Below are 13975 nucleotides of genomic sequence, written 5' to 3'. Positions count from 1 at the left end.
ATATCCAAAACTTGGAATATATGCTTCTGTAAAATTTGACATTTTTTTTAATCTCTCTTTGTTTACAACTATATTGTTAAAGTTTAGGACTTTAATGTCCAGTTTACGTTTGTGTTGTCAAATCACAACGTGCGCTTGATCAACATTCGTTGTATAGCCCTTTCCGTTAAAACCAGGCCACCCAATATTTGAGCCGACATTATGTCTAAAACAAGCTAGGTAAAGTTCAGTCATAAAGTTTCTCTTAAGCTACTTTCTTATTCAGTATGTGTTCGGCTAAGCGCTTGATACCGCCACCGTCCGTAATTAAATGTTCAAATAATTCGCCATTCGGGTTTTTAACTCCTTCCAACTGGCCTTTTTTGATGCCTAAGACATCAGAAATAATTGGATCTGAACCCGAATCAGCCAACAAGTAATATGCCGAGATCTGTTTGATTTGACCGTCACGGTCTAAGCGACCAATACATTGATCATGAACACCAGGCGACCAATCCAACTCACCAAACACAAATGTTTTGCATTTTGAGTGGTACTGCAAGCCATCAAGCCCGGCAGATGAACGTAATGAACTAATGAAGACTTTGCTTTCATCATTCAAGAATGCTTGTTTAGAACGTTCCTTAGCTGCAGGTCCTTCCGTACCTGTATACATAACAGGATTGAATTCAGCCAAGCGTTCTAACCAAATGTTGTACACATCTCGATGCCAACCATAAAGCATGACTGATTCACCAGACTCAACAAGCATACGCACGAACTCAGCGACATACGGCGCTTTGGCGATACCTGTTGCTTGGCGCATCATAATATTGAATTCTTCTGTCGCACGAAGCTTTTGCCCTTGGAATTCCTGAGTAGAGCTTAAAATTACTTTTGCCAGTTCCATTGCCTTTCCCTTAATTTGATCCAGTACTTTAGGATCGCTTTCGACATATTGAGGGATGATTTGTACTGGCGGTAACTCTCGATTTACATCTGCTCGAGTACGGCGCAACATTAGACCTTCATCACGTAAAAACATCCCAAACGCTTTAGGATCATTAATACGTTTTTCTTGTGAACACCACTCACGAGCGAATTCAGTAGCGGTACCTAAGCTATCTGGACGCAATATTTCAATGATGTTGTAGAATTCATCACCGTAGTTATAAATCGGTGTAGCTGATAGACCGAGGCGTAATTCAGCTTGGTCACTAATGAGTTTAGCAGCGGAATACTTTTGCGATGTATAGCCAGTCCGTAACTCTTGGATCTCGTCAAACACTACGTACTTAATCTTTCCGGCAAGATATTCAGCCCAACCGTTCAACTTTGAATAACTGGTGATAATGACATCGGGTGCTGCTTCACCTTCTTTGTGCAATGGATAAGGCGATGCTTTCTTTAGGATGTGACATTTTAGGTGCGGAGCAAAGCGTTCAATTTCATTCTTAATTTGCATTGGAAGATGTGTCATTGTCACAAAAAGCGCCGGGAGCGATTCAGGTAGAATCATCGGACATATTCCACTCGCTGTTTTGCCAAGGCCCAAATCATCCCCCAAGAGCAAACCTTTAACATTAAGTAGTAGATCTGCAGCTGCTCTTTGATACTCATATGGAGGCACAGCAAGATCAAATGTTTTGATCGGACGTTTATAGTCCATCACATCCAAAATATCTTCTTTTAGCGACACATAAGCCTTAGATTGCGCTTTCATGTATTTAAGATCATCAACACGCATTGGATAACGTTCAATAAACCAAAGTAGGTCGTGACAATTAGACGGCGTATCGCTTAACTCAATAAATTTTGATGCATGTTGGCTGACTTGTGGGAATACACGCTTAAGTCGTGTTTTAACATGTGGTTCACATTCAATGTGCCAGTTTTTTTCTTGACGAGAAATGGTGCCGTAAGATTTAGACATTAGAAGACCCCCACTAAAATACGATGGCGGTAAATAAATTTATTGTTCAGTTGGATTGGAATGTTATTCACCCAATACGGTGTACCAACCACATAGAGCGCTTTTATGCTGTCATGGCTTAAATAACGATTGATCTGACGCAATAATGCGTTACGTGCACCATCTATTTTTAATTCAACACCCACCTTGCCGACATCTAGCTCAACAGTAAAATCAATGATGTCTTTATTTGATAGACGAACCTCACGTTCATACGGAATCTCATTGGCAATAAACATTTGCTCAATCGCGAGTTGTAAGTCTTTTTCGTTATAAAAACGGTATTTGTGTGAAGAAAACAGAATTCCAAGCTCTTCAATCGTTTTCATTCTGCATCCCCTTGGTCAGCTTTAGCAGCCTTTTTGTTTTTCTTCACCTGGCTTTTATCAATGGATTTTGACGGTACCAGTTCAACTTCACATTCAGTACACGACAATCTAAAAGTAGGACTACACGTTGCACCACGGCCACACTCAGGACACGCAAAAGATGCCCTAGTCTGTTTCTTAGGCTTAGGCTCAGGCTCTTCAAAATTGGCTAAACCAAGCTCTTGATAGAGTGTTTCACCGATCATAGTTTCTTTGAGTACAATAAACTCGTTATCATCGCCGTTTGGTTGTTCACCCTTATAAAGTTTAACAATCTTAGGTTCTGGTATTGGTTGGTCGTCATCATCTAGCGGACCTTCATCAAAAGCCGTTGGATAATAACCGCCAAGGTTTGCAGCGGTATTTGATATGTCGATTAGTCCGATCGCTACATCAAAGGGATTCATTGTAGTGGGAGTCGTTTCCTCTTCTTCATCACTTGTTGGGGTGGCATATCCAGTGAGGGTATCTGGTGCTTTTGACGGTTCGGCAACTGGCTTCTCTTTTTTAGGTGATTTCAAAGCTGAATTGATTTCATTGCCAAGTAAGGCAATATGAAATAGCTTTGGAGAAGCAGTCGGAATGGACTCCAACAACTGCACTTGCTCTTGAATCATTTCAAGACTGGAAATCGTTTTGGGTGCGTACTTGTCATACCATTTGATGATACGCCCTTCATCGACAAGCTCATTGCACACTTGAATAAACAAGCCATCAGGTACAACGATTTCGGTCATCTTCTCGCCTGTCGTGCGACCTTCTTTTGTGCCGTCATCAGTCATAATCAAACCGATCTCAAGCATAAATGTCGCAAACTCAGCATTGTGATATGAGCGTTTAGATGGCTCACCAAAAATGCTTTGTTTCATATGACACATCTCATGTGCATAGCATTTAAAAATGTTAAGCAATGGTTGGGTGCCAAAGTAATCAGGGTTAAGGGCCAGTTCGTGCGTATACGCCGTATCATCTTCTGTCGAAGCAAATCTATTCTCAGACCAATAACCGGTATTTTTGTTGATACGTTGAAGCGTAATCAAACAATCTGGTAATTCATTTTTGAATAGCCTTTCATTGAAACGGTCATACACCAACTGCAGTTCTTCATAAAACTGCAACGTAGTTCTATTCTTTATGTTCATTTTTCAGTCGTCCAAACAGGATCAAACTAGGTGTGGATTGTACAAAACAACGTTTAAAGTTTACGCACAGCTTAAAATACAGTCAATAGTTTAAAATAATCAGCAAAGCATATATTTTTTTAATAAAAAATTACAACACAAAAAATAAGTATCATTAAAGTGTAGGTTTAATAAATTGTGGTTGGTTTTCATAATATGAGTGTTACGCTTTACTTCCACACAAAACTGGTGTTCCTATATCAATTTTGAGGGTTTTAAGTATATTATAAGCCACTTTTGTTAAATGCACATAGAAGTTACTTTTAGCGTTTATAAATGCTGAATAATACCCTTATTGTCAATAAGGCGCTATTTAAAGGCAATGGTTCTTAATAATGCTGTTTATAGAAAACTGGATATCGAAATGAGTCTGAATAACATAAAACTAACAGCCAATTGTTTTGCCCTTACACATCCTGAAAATGAAAAGAACTTGTTCAAGTACATTTTTAGAGAAATGTTTAAACGAAATAAGGTCGAGACATTCTGTTCCGCAAAAGTCATATTTTTTACAGATGGCAAGCACATCTATTTAAGAACGTGCGTATCGGACGTCAAAATCCCAATGGCCAAAGAATACATTGAAATTTCGCACGGTCAGCAAATCACTGGAAAAATCATGGTTCCTCTTAACCGTGAATGTAGCTTTAACCGCCAAGAAATTGAAGAATACATTTCGGTCCACGGCGAAAAACCCAAAGGCAATTCAGGTAAGAAGCGTAAAAATCTAACTGGAGATGAAGCAGCCGAATTCACCAAAAACGCTCTTAGTAGCAAAGGTCTATTGGATGTCACTATAATTGAGCAACAATGTGGACCACAGCTCAGCATTTTGAATATTCCAGTCCAGACCATAGATATTTCATTTAGTGCGACTGTTGGGGATTTAGAGATATTTAAAACAGCATGGCTCAATGGTATTGGTCGTGATAAAACCTACGGCTTTGGAATGATCCGCTTAGATGGTACTTTGTTTACACCGCCTTGTAATAATAGTGCTCACGCCTAATCGAAAGGACTTTTAAAGTCCTTTTTTAAACGAAATTTTTCAGATATTGATCTGATGTAGATCCTGGTTGCTCAACATGAGAAATAAAGATTTAGATCCAAAGATAGGAATACCACTTAAAGTCATCACAGCGCGATTAGAACATGTGAAGTTTAACCTCAATGGCTTAATGAAACGTGTAGAAGCTTATGCGATCGCACGACAAAACAGTAAAGATCCGCACGAATGCCTAATCAGTGGTGATGAATGGACATATGCTGCACTAGATTGTCGAGATCCTATCTGGCGTGAACGAATGAAACGCACCAGTACCATTATGGGTGTTCAAGCCACTGGCCAAGAAATCCCACTCTCATTTATCAATCAGCTACCTTGCAACATTGGTGAAATCATTACCCTTGGCTCATGGAGCCTAACCAAAAATATTTATCGGTTTGAAGATCAAGTCATTCAAATGCTTGTAAAGACCGAATACAACCGCAGTATCCCCGGTTTCCTATTAAACCTACCTGATATTGCGATCTACGTTCAAACCGACAATGCCAATCTCTACGTGCAAAATGAACAAGTGGTCGGTGTTATTTTTGCGAAAAACACGTTGAACGATCGCAAGGTGCTATTTACCACGGTATATACCGATACTGGCTTAGCAAAAACCATTACCATGCACTTCCCTGATGATGATGATTTTGAATCAACTGTTGAGGACTGCATGACCGATTTCATTGATACGTTTTTTGATGAAAAGAACTTGCCTGATGAACAAGAAATTAACACGTTCATGGAACTGCAGAAGAAGCTAATCAATTTGATTCTATGGTTCAGCCAAAAAGAACCAGATCTCAGACCATTAACACCAGAAACAACACAAGCCAGGCCTAAATTAGAGCTGATTAAGCGTGAATTGCGTTTATTTGAGGCCAATAAGTACAAGCCGACTATTGTTGGTACCGAAACAAATAAAAAGATCAATGAAGCGATCCTAAAGCGCGATGAAGATCTAAAGTCTGGCAACTACAAAGGTACCAAAAAACCACATCCACGGATTCCTCACTGGAACTTTTACTGGTTGGGCAAACGTGGTACCAAAGAAAAATGGGTTAACCATTGGATACCATTTCAGATTGTTGGCGGTGTGCCTAAAGATAAAGGGCTCTAAGGAATAAGTTATAGAAATTTAAATTTCTTACCACTGGTAAATATAAGCATATATGTCAAGTAGAAATGCAAAAGTATTGGATTCCAACACTGATTCCGTAAAGCCAGTAAAAGCCACATGAAATAAGAAAGAGCCCTATGTTGGCTCTTATTTTGTTTTTGTAAATCTCAATTTTAACGCAGCGTGATTTTCACTTTACCAACACACTTTTTGTTTAGTGGGCGATTATTACTATCTACCCGTCTCAAATAGCCACATTGACTACAAGCAAAAGTATCATTACCTGAATCATTCGTAAATTTAAGCCAAATGTGACCATTGCCATCGTCTATATCTGTTTTAACGTATTTATCTAGATTCATGCTTAAACCTCTTAATAAGCTCACTCGATAATAACAATAGTTTTGCTTAGATAGTATTTTTCCAAAAGAAATTATTAGCAGATTTTATATATTTTTTAAGAAAAGTTTTTGAGCGCTTTTATTTATTAAAATTAAATTATTAAGCAAGGAGTTATAAAGCATGGCCAAATCAATAGACCAGTTATGGGGTGAATTACAGCAGATTCAATTTGATGAATCTAATTCCCTACCATGCGAATTCCATATCTGGAATAAAGGTGCATATCGCTATCAGATCCTAGATTGGTTTGAAGCAAATTCTGAAAATGGCGTATTAAGCTTGCAAGGCAAAACCTATACAACATTATGGGAAGAGTTTGGCAACACCCCGATAAACAATGATGATGAAATCGAAGAAGACTTTCATCTATGGGGCAAAGGTACAGACCGCTTCATTATCTGGCACTGGTTTGATGATCAATTAGAACACGGTGTAATTAGCTTAATTGAGAAAGGAGTTGCGTAATGGGATTATTTAGTTGCCCTCACTGTAATAGTGATATTGATACTAACGATAAAAAGTCTGGCCATCAGGTGAATGATGTAATTCAAGAAACCTTTTGTTCTGTTGACTGCAGTATTGAATATCTGGTGCATAACTCACAAATGATTGCAGTAGATCAATACGGAAGTTTGCCATTAAGCAATGAAAACCTGAATGAATTCATTGAAGCATTTTCTAATGAGGGTGTTGAAGATGATGTGTTAGAACACATCAAAGCTGAACTTTGTTAAGTAGTCGCGCACGTGCTCTAAACAACACTGACAATTGCATTTAAAAAAAGGGCTTAAATCATTTAAGCCCTTTTAATATTTATACGATAAGAAAACTTTCTAATGTTTTTCCAGATTCAATCTCACGATTTAACCAGGATGGACGTTTACCACGACCGGCCCACACTTCTTTGTGGTTATTCGGGTTGCGATATTTAGGATCTGCTTTAACCACTGGCTTTTTATTTAATTTACGATTTTCGCCGTGCTCATTTAATTCAAGAATAGTTAAGCCTAATTCTTTTGCGATCTCAAACATTTTGAGATAACCGTCATCAAGTTTCTTATTCTCTACTACAACAATTTGGTTTTGTGCCTTTTTAATTAGGTCTTCTAACTGGTCTTTACTTAGGTTTTCAACTTCCATAACTAATCTCGAAAATTTGGATATATCAAATATACACCAGTGCGTTTTGTTTACAACCGCATACGGTAGTTTTAATTGATTAAAATATTCAACTTATTCCATGGCTATTCTAATTTTTAAGCATAAGTTATTCCCACTTTAAATCCATTAATCTAAAAATACATTCAACCTGTTAGGTAAATTAATATGCACAAGTATCTCATGATGAATCTTGCGATTAACGAAACATCAGCACTACCAATTGGTATCCGTATTTGTGATTTTAATATCGGCTTATATGCCTCTAAGAAAATTTCAGAAGTGCCAGCTTTAATGGCATTGGTTAATTACACCCTGTTTAAGTATTCAAGCTATGAGAGTGAAGAACTTGAAGACATTAAAACCTTATTAGAAGAACATGATTTTAAAACTCGCTATGACTCTTGGGAAATCAGCGGTGATTCTTTTTACGTTTTGGGTTTTAAAGAAATTACAAAAGACGAGTTTGAATTATTGCAAAAACTTGACCTGTTGACCGTGGTAGACGAATACAACTACCACCATAAACTTTTGTCGAATCATGGTGAGCATAATTTTGACGAATATTTCAAAAACTTTAACGAGTCTAAAGAGCAAGAAATCTTGAAGCAGTTTAAAGACATTGCATTCAACCTAAAAAGTGATGCCCCTTTAAACTCGACATTTGCTCAAGACGTTATAGAGTTGCTGACTACCTACAAGTTTGGTACAGCTTTAGAACCTATCGACAGCACTCACAGCGATACAAGAAATCGTTCCTACTTTAGCCATACGCTTGAGGGTGACTTCGCATCTGGAGCTATTCAGGTCATTATTTCAAATTACAAAGAAACTGGCGTCAAAAACCCTTATTCAGTGATTGAGCCTTTAAATCTTGAAATTATGCTTGAAGATGAACAATGTTTTGATGATGAATATGCAAGTCTCGTTGTTGAATGCGAGTATGTGTTTAATCTTATTAAGACCGACTTATACACCAACACTTTTGAATAAACCAAGCCTTTAAGAGAGAAATCTCTTAAAGTTGCGCTTAAAAACGTAAACGATGTTTTTTTAATTGATTAAAAAAGGTTTTGAATTTTTAGCGCTGCAATGGCGCTCGTCATTATTAATTCTTTCTGGATGCTTAAATAAGTATTTTTTAAAAAAACTTTATCCGTTCATATTCTTAATATAATGAAACCTAATCAAGCAAATAGCTTAAAACTTGGAGAAAGCTCATGAATTTAAACCGTAATTTTTGCCCGATCGATTTTAACGAAGTTTACGGCAGTACTGACAATTTACCTTTGTTTTTGGTTAAAGCGTCACGCCAGGATTCTAACGATGACGAGCATAGTGAGTATTTCTTCATTCGAGCACCTCATGAGCACCGTTTAGCTTTCTTCCTTGCCCACATGTTCAAATCACATGTGGATAATGCCCTTTTGACCTTGGAAAACTTGGCTGAAGAAAATTATCAAAATATCCCTGAATTGGAAGAGTTGATGTCTTCATATGGTGTGATTGATGGCGTTGGCGTGGATACACTTTTTGATTTCCGCGCTAAGGAACTCACAGTTGATAAAGCGCTGGAGCTAGTCGAATTCATTGAAATTAACCCACTCAATACTGATATTGTGGGCTCACTATTCTTGGAGGCACTTTAATGAATAGTAGCTTTATCTTAATTAATGAAGCTATGTCGCCTATTCGTAAGAATACGGCGCTTTTGGAAACCCTGTTATCTATGATCAGTACTGCAGATCAAGACCACGGCGACCAAAGCCCAAGCTTCCACATTAATATCCATGCTGGTATTGAATTGCCTGATCATGAAATTGCATATACCACTTTAAAAGGTTTTGCAGAGCTGACCGAAGATCATAATCTTTGTATCTATATGAATCCTGAGCTGTCAGAAAATGGCTTTATGTTGCTATCCACTCAAAACGTGGTACCTGATTGCTATGACAATTCTATCTTTGTAGATCTGTCGAATCAGTTATGCAATTTCTTCAATCAAGAAGTACAGCAGTTAAACGATCAAGCGCAAAAGGCGTTAAAGCTGTTGTTACAGCATAAAATCAATGGAACAGCGATTCGCACGTTCAACCCTGAACAATTGCAGATCTTACAGAAAATCGCTGCATTAGATAGCTTCATGCTCGATGACCAGCGCGATTGGTTTTACTTTTCCGAAGTAGCCATTGATAACGCCTATAAAGACATGAAAAAAGGTTTAGAACTGTTGGTTCTCAATGAAGATATTAAGGATGCACTTAAACAGCTACTTGATGCAAACAACATGGAGTTTTGTGATTTACCAATACTCGTGGTTTTGTATCCCCTACTGGTTAAGTCTGAAGAAAATAACGAACTGGTACAGGCTTGCTTAAGTCATCTCATTGGCAACAACTTAATCAATGAGCCGTTTATTGCTGGTGTACAACTTGAAGCTGGTGCATTTAATAGCGAAATGAACACCTATACTTTATTGCCACACATGAAAGCAGTAAAAGAATTGCTGATAGATATTGAAGCAGATCTCACAAAAGTTTAACCGTTTTACCTGAGCTCATTGCTCAAAACCTTGGAGTTGTTATGGATACTATTGTTCGCGTTAAATCAGTTGGTGTTTTAGGTCTATCATCTAAAATCACGACATTTGTAATCGACATCGAGCTTGATGGCGGTAAATTAAAAATTGAAGATCAATTGCTTCATTTTAAGAATACTTTACGTACAAGCTATCGAGAATATGATGAAAGTTTAGCGATCGTAAACAATAACGCTATACTTTCCAATTTAGACAATGCAGTAAAACCAAACGAATTGCATGCTTTAGTTGATGATTATATCGACTCAGTTTGGGTAACAGATGCCAATAAAAACACCACTCAACAGCGCCGTGCGTCACTTGGTTTGCACAATCCAACGATAAAAGACAAAGGTGTTTTGAAAGAAGCCCTTTTAAGTGAAGTGAAGTTAGCCTACAAAAACTATATCAATCAGAACGTAGAAGCCTGATCAGATCGGAAGTATGTTGCGACCAGCATACTTCTTTTTTTTTGAACCTTAGCCTAGAATCATCCAATATCATCGCTTCATACCAAGAAAATCATGCCATATCTCATATATTTAATGTTCCTTGCGTTTGCAAGCGCCGTAATTTTAGTGAAAAAGGCTTATGGTCTTAACATCCAATTATTTGCAATGGGGATTGTCGTCATCATTGGACAATTGGCAATTTTTTGTTTTATCAACGCAGCGATTAACATCAACAATGAAAAACAACATCGCAATGCCGTCAAAACCTTGCACTATGGCGCTTCATTTTCATTAATTGTGGTCACTACACTGGTCTATTTATATAAGTATGTGTTGCACAAACAGGAATATTTGACCATGGCAATTTACTTTTTAGGAACGTGGTTTGCAATCACCCTTTTAGACTCAGTGTTTAAGTTGATCAAAGTTGGTATTTTTAATAGCAAGAAAGACAGTGCTGAAGTTGTGAACTCAACGCGTAAAGTGACGGTAATTACATTAGCGATCTGTATGTTTGGGTATTACTTATTTAGCAAATATGCATTAAACATTAACGTACTAAACTAGACATCTTGTAAGGAAAACCGCACCTAATACACAAGCGCAATAACCAGCAAAAAAGAACATCCTTTTAATTATTACGCTAATCTTTTCCGTCACAGCACTGTTATAAACAAAAAACACAATCATAGACATTAAAACGATCGTGCAGGCGAATAAGGTAAAACCAATTAAATAAGTAAAAGCAAAGTCAAAGTTTAATACCACTGGAAAACCAATAGATACAGCCATTAAAACTATTGTACTTGATGCATTCATATCTTAAAGCCCATCTAGCTACTGGCTTAATCGTAGCGATAAATAAGGTTTAAAACTGAAACTTTATGATTGAGATTGGTCAATGCACATTACCAAAATGTGCTTGGTATATACCAGAAAGCAAAGAACCAGACGCAAAACGCCTGGCTCTTTAAAATTGAAAGGTGAATAAAAAAACACAAAACACTTGAACGCATTTCTTATTCAAGGTCAGTTTAATTAGATTTTTTGCCATTGTCTATGTAATGTAAACGTGGACAGCATTAAAACAATCTATATTTTTTGAAAAAAGTTTTAAAAATGTACAGTGAAATATAATGAATGTATGAGCTCAATGCTCACCATTTGGAGAAATTATATGAACTTTGAAATCTTATCTAAAACAAAAGTTGTCGGTCTACAAGAAAATTCTCTCACCTCTTTTCAAAATTTTATGTTGGAAAATATTGCATGGGATAGCCAAGTCCGTGCTGATTATTACCAGTCAAATAAGAATACTGTACTGCTGGAGCTACCAGTACGTTTACGCCGTGACATTCAAATCGAAAACATCAACGGCGCTTTAGATGCACAAGTTGATTTTGAGCTGATCTACAAGCAAGACCAAGGCAAGTTGGTATCTTCATTGGTCGTTGATACGCAGTACTTGTTATGTATAGATGATCAGGATATTAATCTTTGGTCAATCGACAGCGAACTCAGTTTCTTACAAGAAGCTGACCGCAATCACCTTAAGAAGCTTATGCGTCATTGTGATGATCGTTTCCATGCGTGGATGCGCGAGATTAAGTCTTACTTCAATCGTTTGACAGTACAGCCGTTGCATCTTGATATGCAGATCAAAATACGCAAGATCGTAGGCTATACAGCGGTGCTACCTAAGACCTTTCCATAAGGTTTTAGGTGCCAGTATAAAAACAAATAGACCGCAATTAAGCGGTCTATTTTTTTTGCCTAAAACGGCGTTAACAGATCTATGTAATATTTAGCCCTTAAAACTATTGGCAAGTATCTGAATAACGCTCAGCACTTCCAAAGAATGATTTACCCTGATTGTCCACGATGTCTACATACAGATCTGGTTTAACTGGAGCATTGGCGAATACAGAGCAATAAAACGGATGAATCTTTTCATTCACAAAGCGGTTTAAAGAGTCAGTTTCATCAGAAGAGTATTTATCTGCAGTTTTGCTAGACATCTGAACGTTCATATTAAAGTGTTTTGAATACTTCACTTTTTTAAGTACCGCACCAGTTTCAATCTGGTACGGTGTTTTAGTGTTAAGCAAACGCTCAACTTTAAGTTTGTTTTTAGCAGTAGGAGAAAGCGCAACAGCAGATTTTAAGCTGTTTGTATTCAGGTTATTTAAAGAACCATTAGCTAAAACAGCGCACGACATAGACACTGAGATTATTGCAACTGCAGATAGTTTTAGTGTTTTGAATACGTTCATGTTTAACGCCTTTCCTGTATATACTTAAAATATATACTTAATATACGATATTTGATTTTTTTGGAATTTTAATCTTATTTGATTTTGTTAATCGGTATATACCAATAAGATTGTTTATACGCAATTTAGCAAGAATCGCCCCCTTGTTTGGGGTTACAATTATTGTAATTTACAGATTGTTGATACAGGAAACCGATATGTCTGAAGAAGTAAAATACGAAGACCGTGTACGTGCTGCATACCGTTCTGCTCAAGGCAATGTAGCTCAAGAGTTCTCCCCTCACATTGTTAAAGCATGTGAAGCATCATCAAACGCACGTATGGAGCGCTTAGCAACTGGTCAAACAACATTTGACGAGGAAGAAGCTGCATTGATGAAGAAATGGAATGCACTTAAAAACAAAGCCTAATCATCGCGAATACAACCTAATCTAGCTTACAGCGGATTACCAAACCCAATCACTCATAAGTAGAACAATATGGACGATAAACTTGAGTTTTATTTAGATGCGAAAGACATCTTATCTCAACCTACCAGTTGCCAAGCGCAAGGCGACTATAAAAAGGCACTGGAAAAAGAAATCACGGAACATCGAATAGCGAAAATGGAAATTTCGCCGTTACGTGGCAATTACGATCTCGACCACCTCTCTAAAATCCATGAAAAAATCTTTGAGCATATTTACGATTGGGCTGGAGAAGTGCGTCTGGACGACATTTCTAAACGTGCGATCGACCCGAACGGTAATTATGAAATCGGTCATTTCCTAGATAAAAACCTGATCCCTGATGAACTGAATAAGTTCTCACAGGCGGTTAAAGAAAAAGACCACCTGAAAGGTTTGGACAAAGACCAGTTTGTGCAAGAGTTCACTCAGCTTTATGCCAAGTTAAATGAAGCTCACCCTTTTGAAGAGGGTAACGGTCGCGCTGCTAAACTGATGATGAACCAGCTGGCGAATGATGCTGGTTACACCATGGTATATAGCAAGGTCGCCGTATCAGATTGGAACTATGCGTTTAAACGTTCACTGACAGATCAAGAGCTTTATGTCGGTGAAAACTATGAAAACCTAGAACCGATGGAACAAGACCTCTCTTACCTTTTAAAAGTCATGGACAATATCATTGAACCATACGATCTAGTCCTGAAGCTTGAAAATACTGAAGAACAAGAGCAAGAACAGGAAAATGACCAGGATAAATCAAATGATGATGATTCACCGAGTTACGGATAATTAGATTAATCTGTATACGATAGCTTTTAATTGATTAAAAGATTCTTGAAAAAAGAATCTTTTTTTTGAGAAAAATTTATAGGGTCTGTTGACATTTTCTGTTCAAAAAAATAGCGAGAAAGTAAAATTTAATCGCCAAACCAAATTTACTTCTCGCTATGCCTCGTACAATGCTGAATGATCAACACTGGTCTAAGTTACTTTCT

18 protein-coding genes are annotated in these 13975 nt (G+C 37.4%); 12 read left to right on the top strand and 6 right to left on the bottom strand.

Annotation, left to right across the window (positions count from 1 at the left end; translation table 11 throughout):
- Positions 1–244: 244 nt before the first annotated feature.
- Genes DYI81_RS16850 through DYI81_RS16840 form a run of 3 tightly spaced genes read right to left on the bottom strand, consistent with a single transcriptional unit; the run spans position 245 to position 3461 of the window.
- Positions 245–1912: a DEAD/DEAH box helicase gene (locus DYI81_RS16850; protein ID WP_033917385.1), complete on the bottom strand. Its 1668-nt coding sequence runs from the start codon at positions 1910–1912 to the stop codon at positions 245–247.
- The gene (locus tag DYI81_RS16845) at positions 1912–2280 is read right to left on the bottom strand and encodes a hypothetical protein (RefSeq protein WP_005006108.1); all 369 of its coding nucleotides are present in this window, start codon (positions 2278–2280) and stop codon (positions 1912–1914) included. Before DYI81_RS16845 ends, DYI81_RS16850 begins: the two co-directional genes overlap by 1 nt.
- On the bottom strand, positions 2277–3461 hold the full coding sequence (locus DYI81_RS16840) for a SprT-like domain-containing protein (RefSeq protein ID WP_031946107.1): 1185 nt from the start codon (positions 3459–3461) through the stop codon (positions 2277–2279). The genes DYI81_RS16845 and DYI81_RS16840 overlap by 4 nt, the downstream gene beginning before the upstream one ends.
- A gap of 403 nt (positions 3462–3864) precedes the next feature.
- On the opposite strand from DYI81_RS16840, the gene DYI81_RS16835 reads away from it, so the two are divergent.
- Both DYI81_RS16835 and DYI81_RS16830 read left to right on the top strand, forming a co-directional pair.
- Complete coding sequence (locus DYI81_RS16835; RefSeq protein WP_207778890.1) at positions 3865–4509, top strand: type I-E CRISPR-associated protein Cas6/Cse3/CasE; 645 nt, start codon at positions 3865–3867, stop codon at positions 4507–4509.
- A 76-nt stretch (positions 4510–4585) separates the two neighbouring features.
- Positions 4586–5668 (top strand): hypothetical protein, encoded by a 1083-nt coding sequence (locus DYI81_RS16830; RefSeq protein ID WP_024160740.1) that lies wholly within the window; start codon positions 4586–4588, stop codon positions 5666–5668.
- A gap of 173 nt (positions 5669–5841) precedes the next feature.
- On the opposite strand, the gene DYI81_RS16825 is transcribed toward DYI81_RS16830, so the two are convergent.
- Positions 5842–6030, bottom strand: coding sequence for a hypothetical protein (locus DYI81_RS16825; RefSeq protein WP_024160741.1), 189 nt, complete (start codon positions 6028–6030; stop codon positions 5842–5844).
- Between the two features lie 160 nt (positions 6031–6190).
- Here DYI81_RS16825 and DYI81_RS16820 point away from each other — a divergent pair, with 160 nt between their 5' ends.
- The gene (locus DYI81_RS16820) at positions 6191–6535 is read left to right on the top strand and encodes a hypothetical protein (protein WP_024160742.1); all 345 of its coding nucleotides are present in this window, start codon (positions 6191–6193) and stop codon (positions 6533–6535) included.
- The gene (locus DYI81_RS16815; protein WP_024160743.1) at positions 6535–6804 is read left to right on the top strand and encodes a hypothetical protein; all 270 of its coding nucleotides are present in this window, start codon (positions 6535–6537) and stop codon (positions 6802–6804) included. The genes DYI81_RS16820 and DYI81_RS16815 overlap by 1 nt, the downstream gene beginning before the upstream one ends.
- A gap of 79 nt (positions 6805–6883) precedes the next feature.
- Here the strand turns inward: DYI81_RS16815 and DYI81_RS16810 are convergent, their stop codons facing one another.
- Positions 6884–7210 (bottom strand): H-NS histone family protein, encoded by a 327-nt coding sequence (locus tag DYI81_RS16810; RefSeq protein ID WP_024160744.1) that lies wholly within the window; start codon positions 7208–7210, stop codon positions 6884–6886.
- 186 nt (positions 7211–7396) lie between these two features.
- On the opposite strand from DYI81_RS16810, the gene DYI81_RS16805 reads away from it, so the two are divergent.
- The 6 genes from DYI81_RS16805 (at position 7397) to DYI81_RS16775 (ending at position 11972) form a co-directional block, all read left to right on the top strand.
- The gene (locus tag DYI81_RS16805; RefSeq protein ID WP_024160745.1) at positions 7397–8221 is read left to right on the top strand and encodes a hypothetical protein; all 825 of its coding nucleotides are present in this window, start codon (positions 7397–7399) and stop codon (positions 8219–8221) included.
- Positions 8222–8448: 227 nt separating this feature from the next.
- Positions 8449–8877 carry a hypothetical protein gene (locus tag DYI81_RS16800; protein ID WP_024160914.1) on the top strand — a complete coding sequence of 143 codons (429 nt, stop codon included), beginning with the start codon at positions 8449–8451 and terminating at the stop codon, positions 8875–8877.
- Entirely contained in the window at positions 8877–9770 is an 894-nt protein-coding gene (locus DYI81_RS16795) for a hypothetical protein (protein ID WP_107009829.1), read from the top strand. Before DYI81_RS16800 ends, DYI81_RS16795 begins: the two co-directional genes overlap by 1 nt.
- Before the next feature lie 41 nt (positions 9771–9811).
- Complete coding sequence (locus DYI81_RS16790) at positions 9812–10237, top strand: hypothetical protein (protein WP_107009830.1); 426 nt, start codon at positions 9812–9814, stop codon at positions 10235–10237.
- A 93-nt stretch (positions 10238–10330) separates the two neighbouring features.
- Positions 10331–10825: a hypothetical protein gene (locus tag DYI81_RS16785; protein WP_228199072.1), complete on the top strand. Its 495-nt coding sequence runs from the start codon at positions 10331–10333 to the stop codon at positions 10823–10825.
- Between the two features lie 610 nt (positions 10826–11435).
- Positions 11436–11972 (top strand): hypothetical protein, encoded by a 537-nt coding sequence (locus DYI81_RS16775; RefSeq protein ID WP_032056393.1) that lies wholly within the window; start codon positions 11436–11438, stop codon positions 11970–11972.
- 103 nt (positions 11973–12075) lie between these two features.
- Here the strand turns inward: DYI81_RS16775 and DYI81_RS16770 are convergent, their stop codons facing one another.
- Positions 12076–12531 (bottom strand): hypothetical protein, encoded by a 456-nt coding sequence (locus DYI81_RS16770; RefSeq protein ID WP_032056395.1) that lies wholly within the window; start codon positions 12529–12531, stop codon positions 12076–12078.
- Positions 12532–12728: 197 nt separating this feature from the next.
- Here DYI81_RS16770 and DYI81_RS16765 point away from each other — a divergent pair, with 197 nt between their 5' ends.
- Complete coding sequence (locus DYI81_RS16765) at positions 12729–12941, top strand: hypothetical protein (RefSeq protein WP_005006071.1); 213 nt, start codon at positions 12729–12731, stop codon at positions 12939–12941.
- A 69-nt stretch (positions 12942–13010) separates the two neighbouring features.
- Positions 13011–13769, top strand: a complete 759-nt coding sequence (locus DYI81_RS16760; RefSeq protein WP_005006069.1) for a Fic family protein — start codon at positions 13011–13013, stop codon at positions 13767–13769.
- Positions 13770–13975 lie beyond the last annotated feature (206 nt).

Origin of the sequence: Acinetobacter sp. SWAC5, assembly GCF_003419885.1 — a bacterium.
In the GTDB taxonomy this organism is placed as follows: domain Bacteria; phylum Pseudomonadota; class Gammaproteobacteria; order Pseudomonadales; family Moraxellaceae; genus Acinetobacter; species Acinetobacter cumulans.
Note: the sequence above shows the minus strand (reverse complement) of the source record. Positions and strands in the feature narration are given on the sequence as shown.

What these genes read in the sequence shown, in the direction of transcription:
- DYI81_RS16785 (WP_228199072.1), top strand. Translation starts at nt 10,331, where the DNA reads ATGCCATATCTCATATATTTAATGTTCCTTGCGTTTGCAAGCGCCGTA.
- DYI81_RS16760 (WP_005006069.1), top strand. Translation starts at nt 13,011, where the DNA reads ATGGACGATAAACTTGAGTTTTATTTAGATGCGAAAGACATCTTATCT.
- DYI81_RS16765 (WP_005006071.1), top strand. Translation starts at nt 12,729, where the DNA reads ATGTCTGAAGAAGTAAAATACGAAGACCGTGTACGTGCTGCATACCGT.
- DYI81_RS16775 (WP_032056393.1), top strand. Translation starts at nt 11,436, where the DNA reads ATGAACTTTGAAATCTTATCTAAAACAAAAGTTGTCGGTCTACAAGAA.
- DYI81_RS16845 (WP_005006108.1), bottom strand. Translation starts at nt 2,280, where the DNA reads ATGAAAACGATTGAAGAGCTTGGAATTCTGTTTTCTTCACACAAATAC.
- DYI81_RS16825 (WP_024160741.1), bottom strand. Translation starts at nt 6,030, where the DNA reads ATGAATCTAGATAAATACGTTAAAACAGATATAGACGATGGCAATGGT.
- DYI81_RS16810 (WP_024160744.1), bottom strand. Translation starts at nt 7,210, where the DNA reads ATGGAAGTTGAAAACCTAAGTAAAGACCAGTTAGAAGACCTAATTAAA.
- DYI81_RS16830 (WP_024160740.1), top strand. Translation starts at nt 4,586, where the DNA reads ATGAGAAATAAAGATTTAGATCCAAAGATAGGAATACCACTTAAAGTC.
- DYI81_RS16800 (WP_024160914.1), top strand. Translation starts at nt 8,449, where the DNA reads ATGAATTTAAACCGTAATTTTTGCCCGATCGATTTTAACGAAGTTTAC.
- DYI81_RS16820 (WP_024160742.1), top strand. Translation starts at nt 6,191, where the DNA reads ATGGCCAAATCAATAGACCAGTTATGGGGTGAATTACAGCAGATTCAA.
- DYI81_RS16805 (WP_024160745.1), top strand. Translation starts at nt 7,397, where the DNA reads ATGCACAAGTATCTCATGATGAATCTTGCGATTAACGAAACATCAGCA.
- DYI81_RS16840 (WP_031946107.1), bottom strand. Translation starts at nt 3,461, where the DNA reads ATGAACATAAAGAATAGAACTACGTTGCAGTTTTATGAAGAACTGCAG.
- DYI81_RS16770 (WP_032056395.1), bottom strand. Translation starts at nt 12,531, where the DNA reads ATGAACGTATTCAAAACACTAAAACTATCTGCAGTTGCAATAATCTCA.
- DYI81_RS16815 (WP_024160743.1), top strand. Translation starts at nt 6,535, where the DNA reads ATGGGATTATTTAGTTGCCCTCACTGTAATAGTGATATTGATACTAAC.
- DYI81_RS16795 (WP_107009829.1), top strand. Translation starts at nt 8,877, where the DNA reads ATGAATAGTAGCTTTATCTTAATTAATGAAGCTATGTCGCCTATTCGT.
- DYI81_RS16790 (WP_107009830.1), top strand. Translation starts at nt 9,812, where the DNA reads ATGGATACTATTGTTCGCGTTAAATCAGTTGGTGTTTTAGGTCTATCA.
- DYI81_RS16835 (WP_207778890.1), top strand. Translation starts at nt 3,865, where the DNA reads ATGAGTCTGAATAACATAAAACTAACAGCCAATTGTTTTGCCCTTACA.
- DYI81_RS16850 (WP_033917385.1), bottom strand. Translation starts at nt 1,912, where the DNA reads ATGTCTAAATCTTACGGCACCATTTCTCGTCAAGAAAAAAACTGGCAC.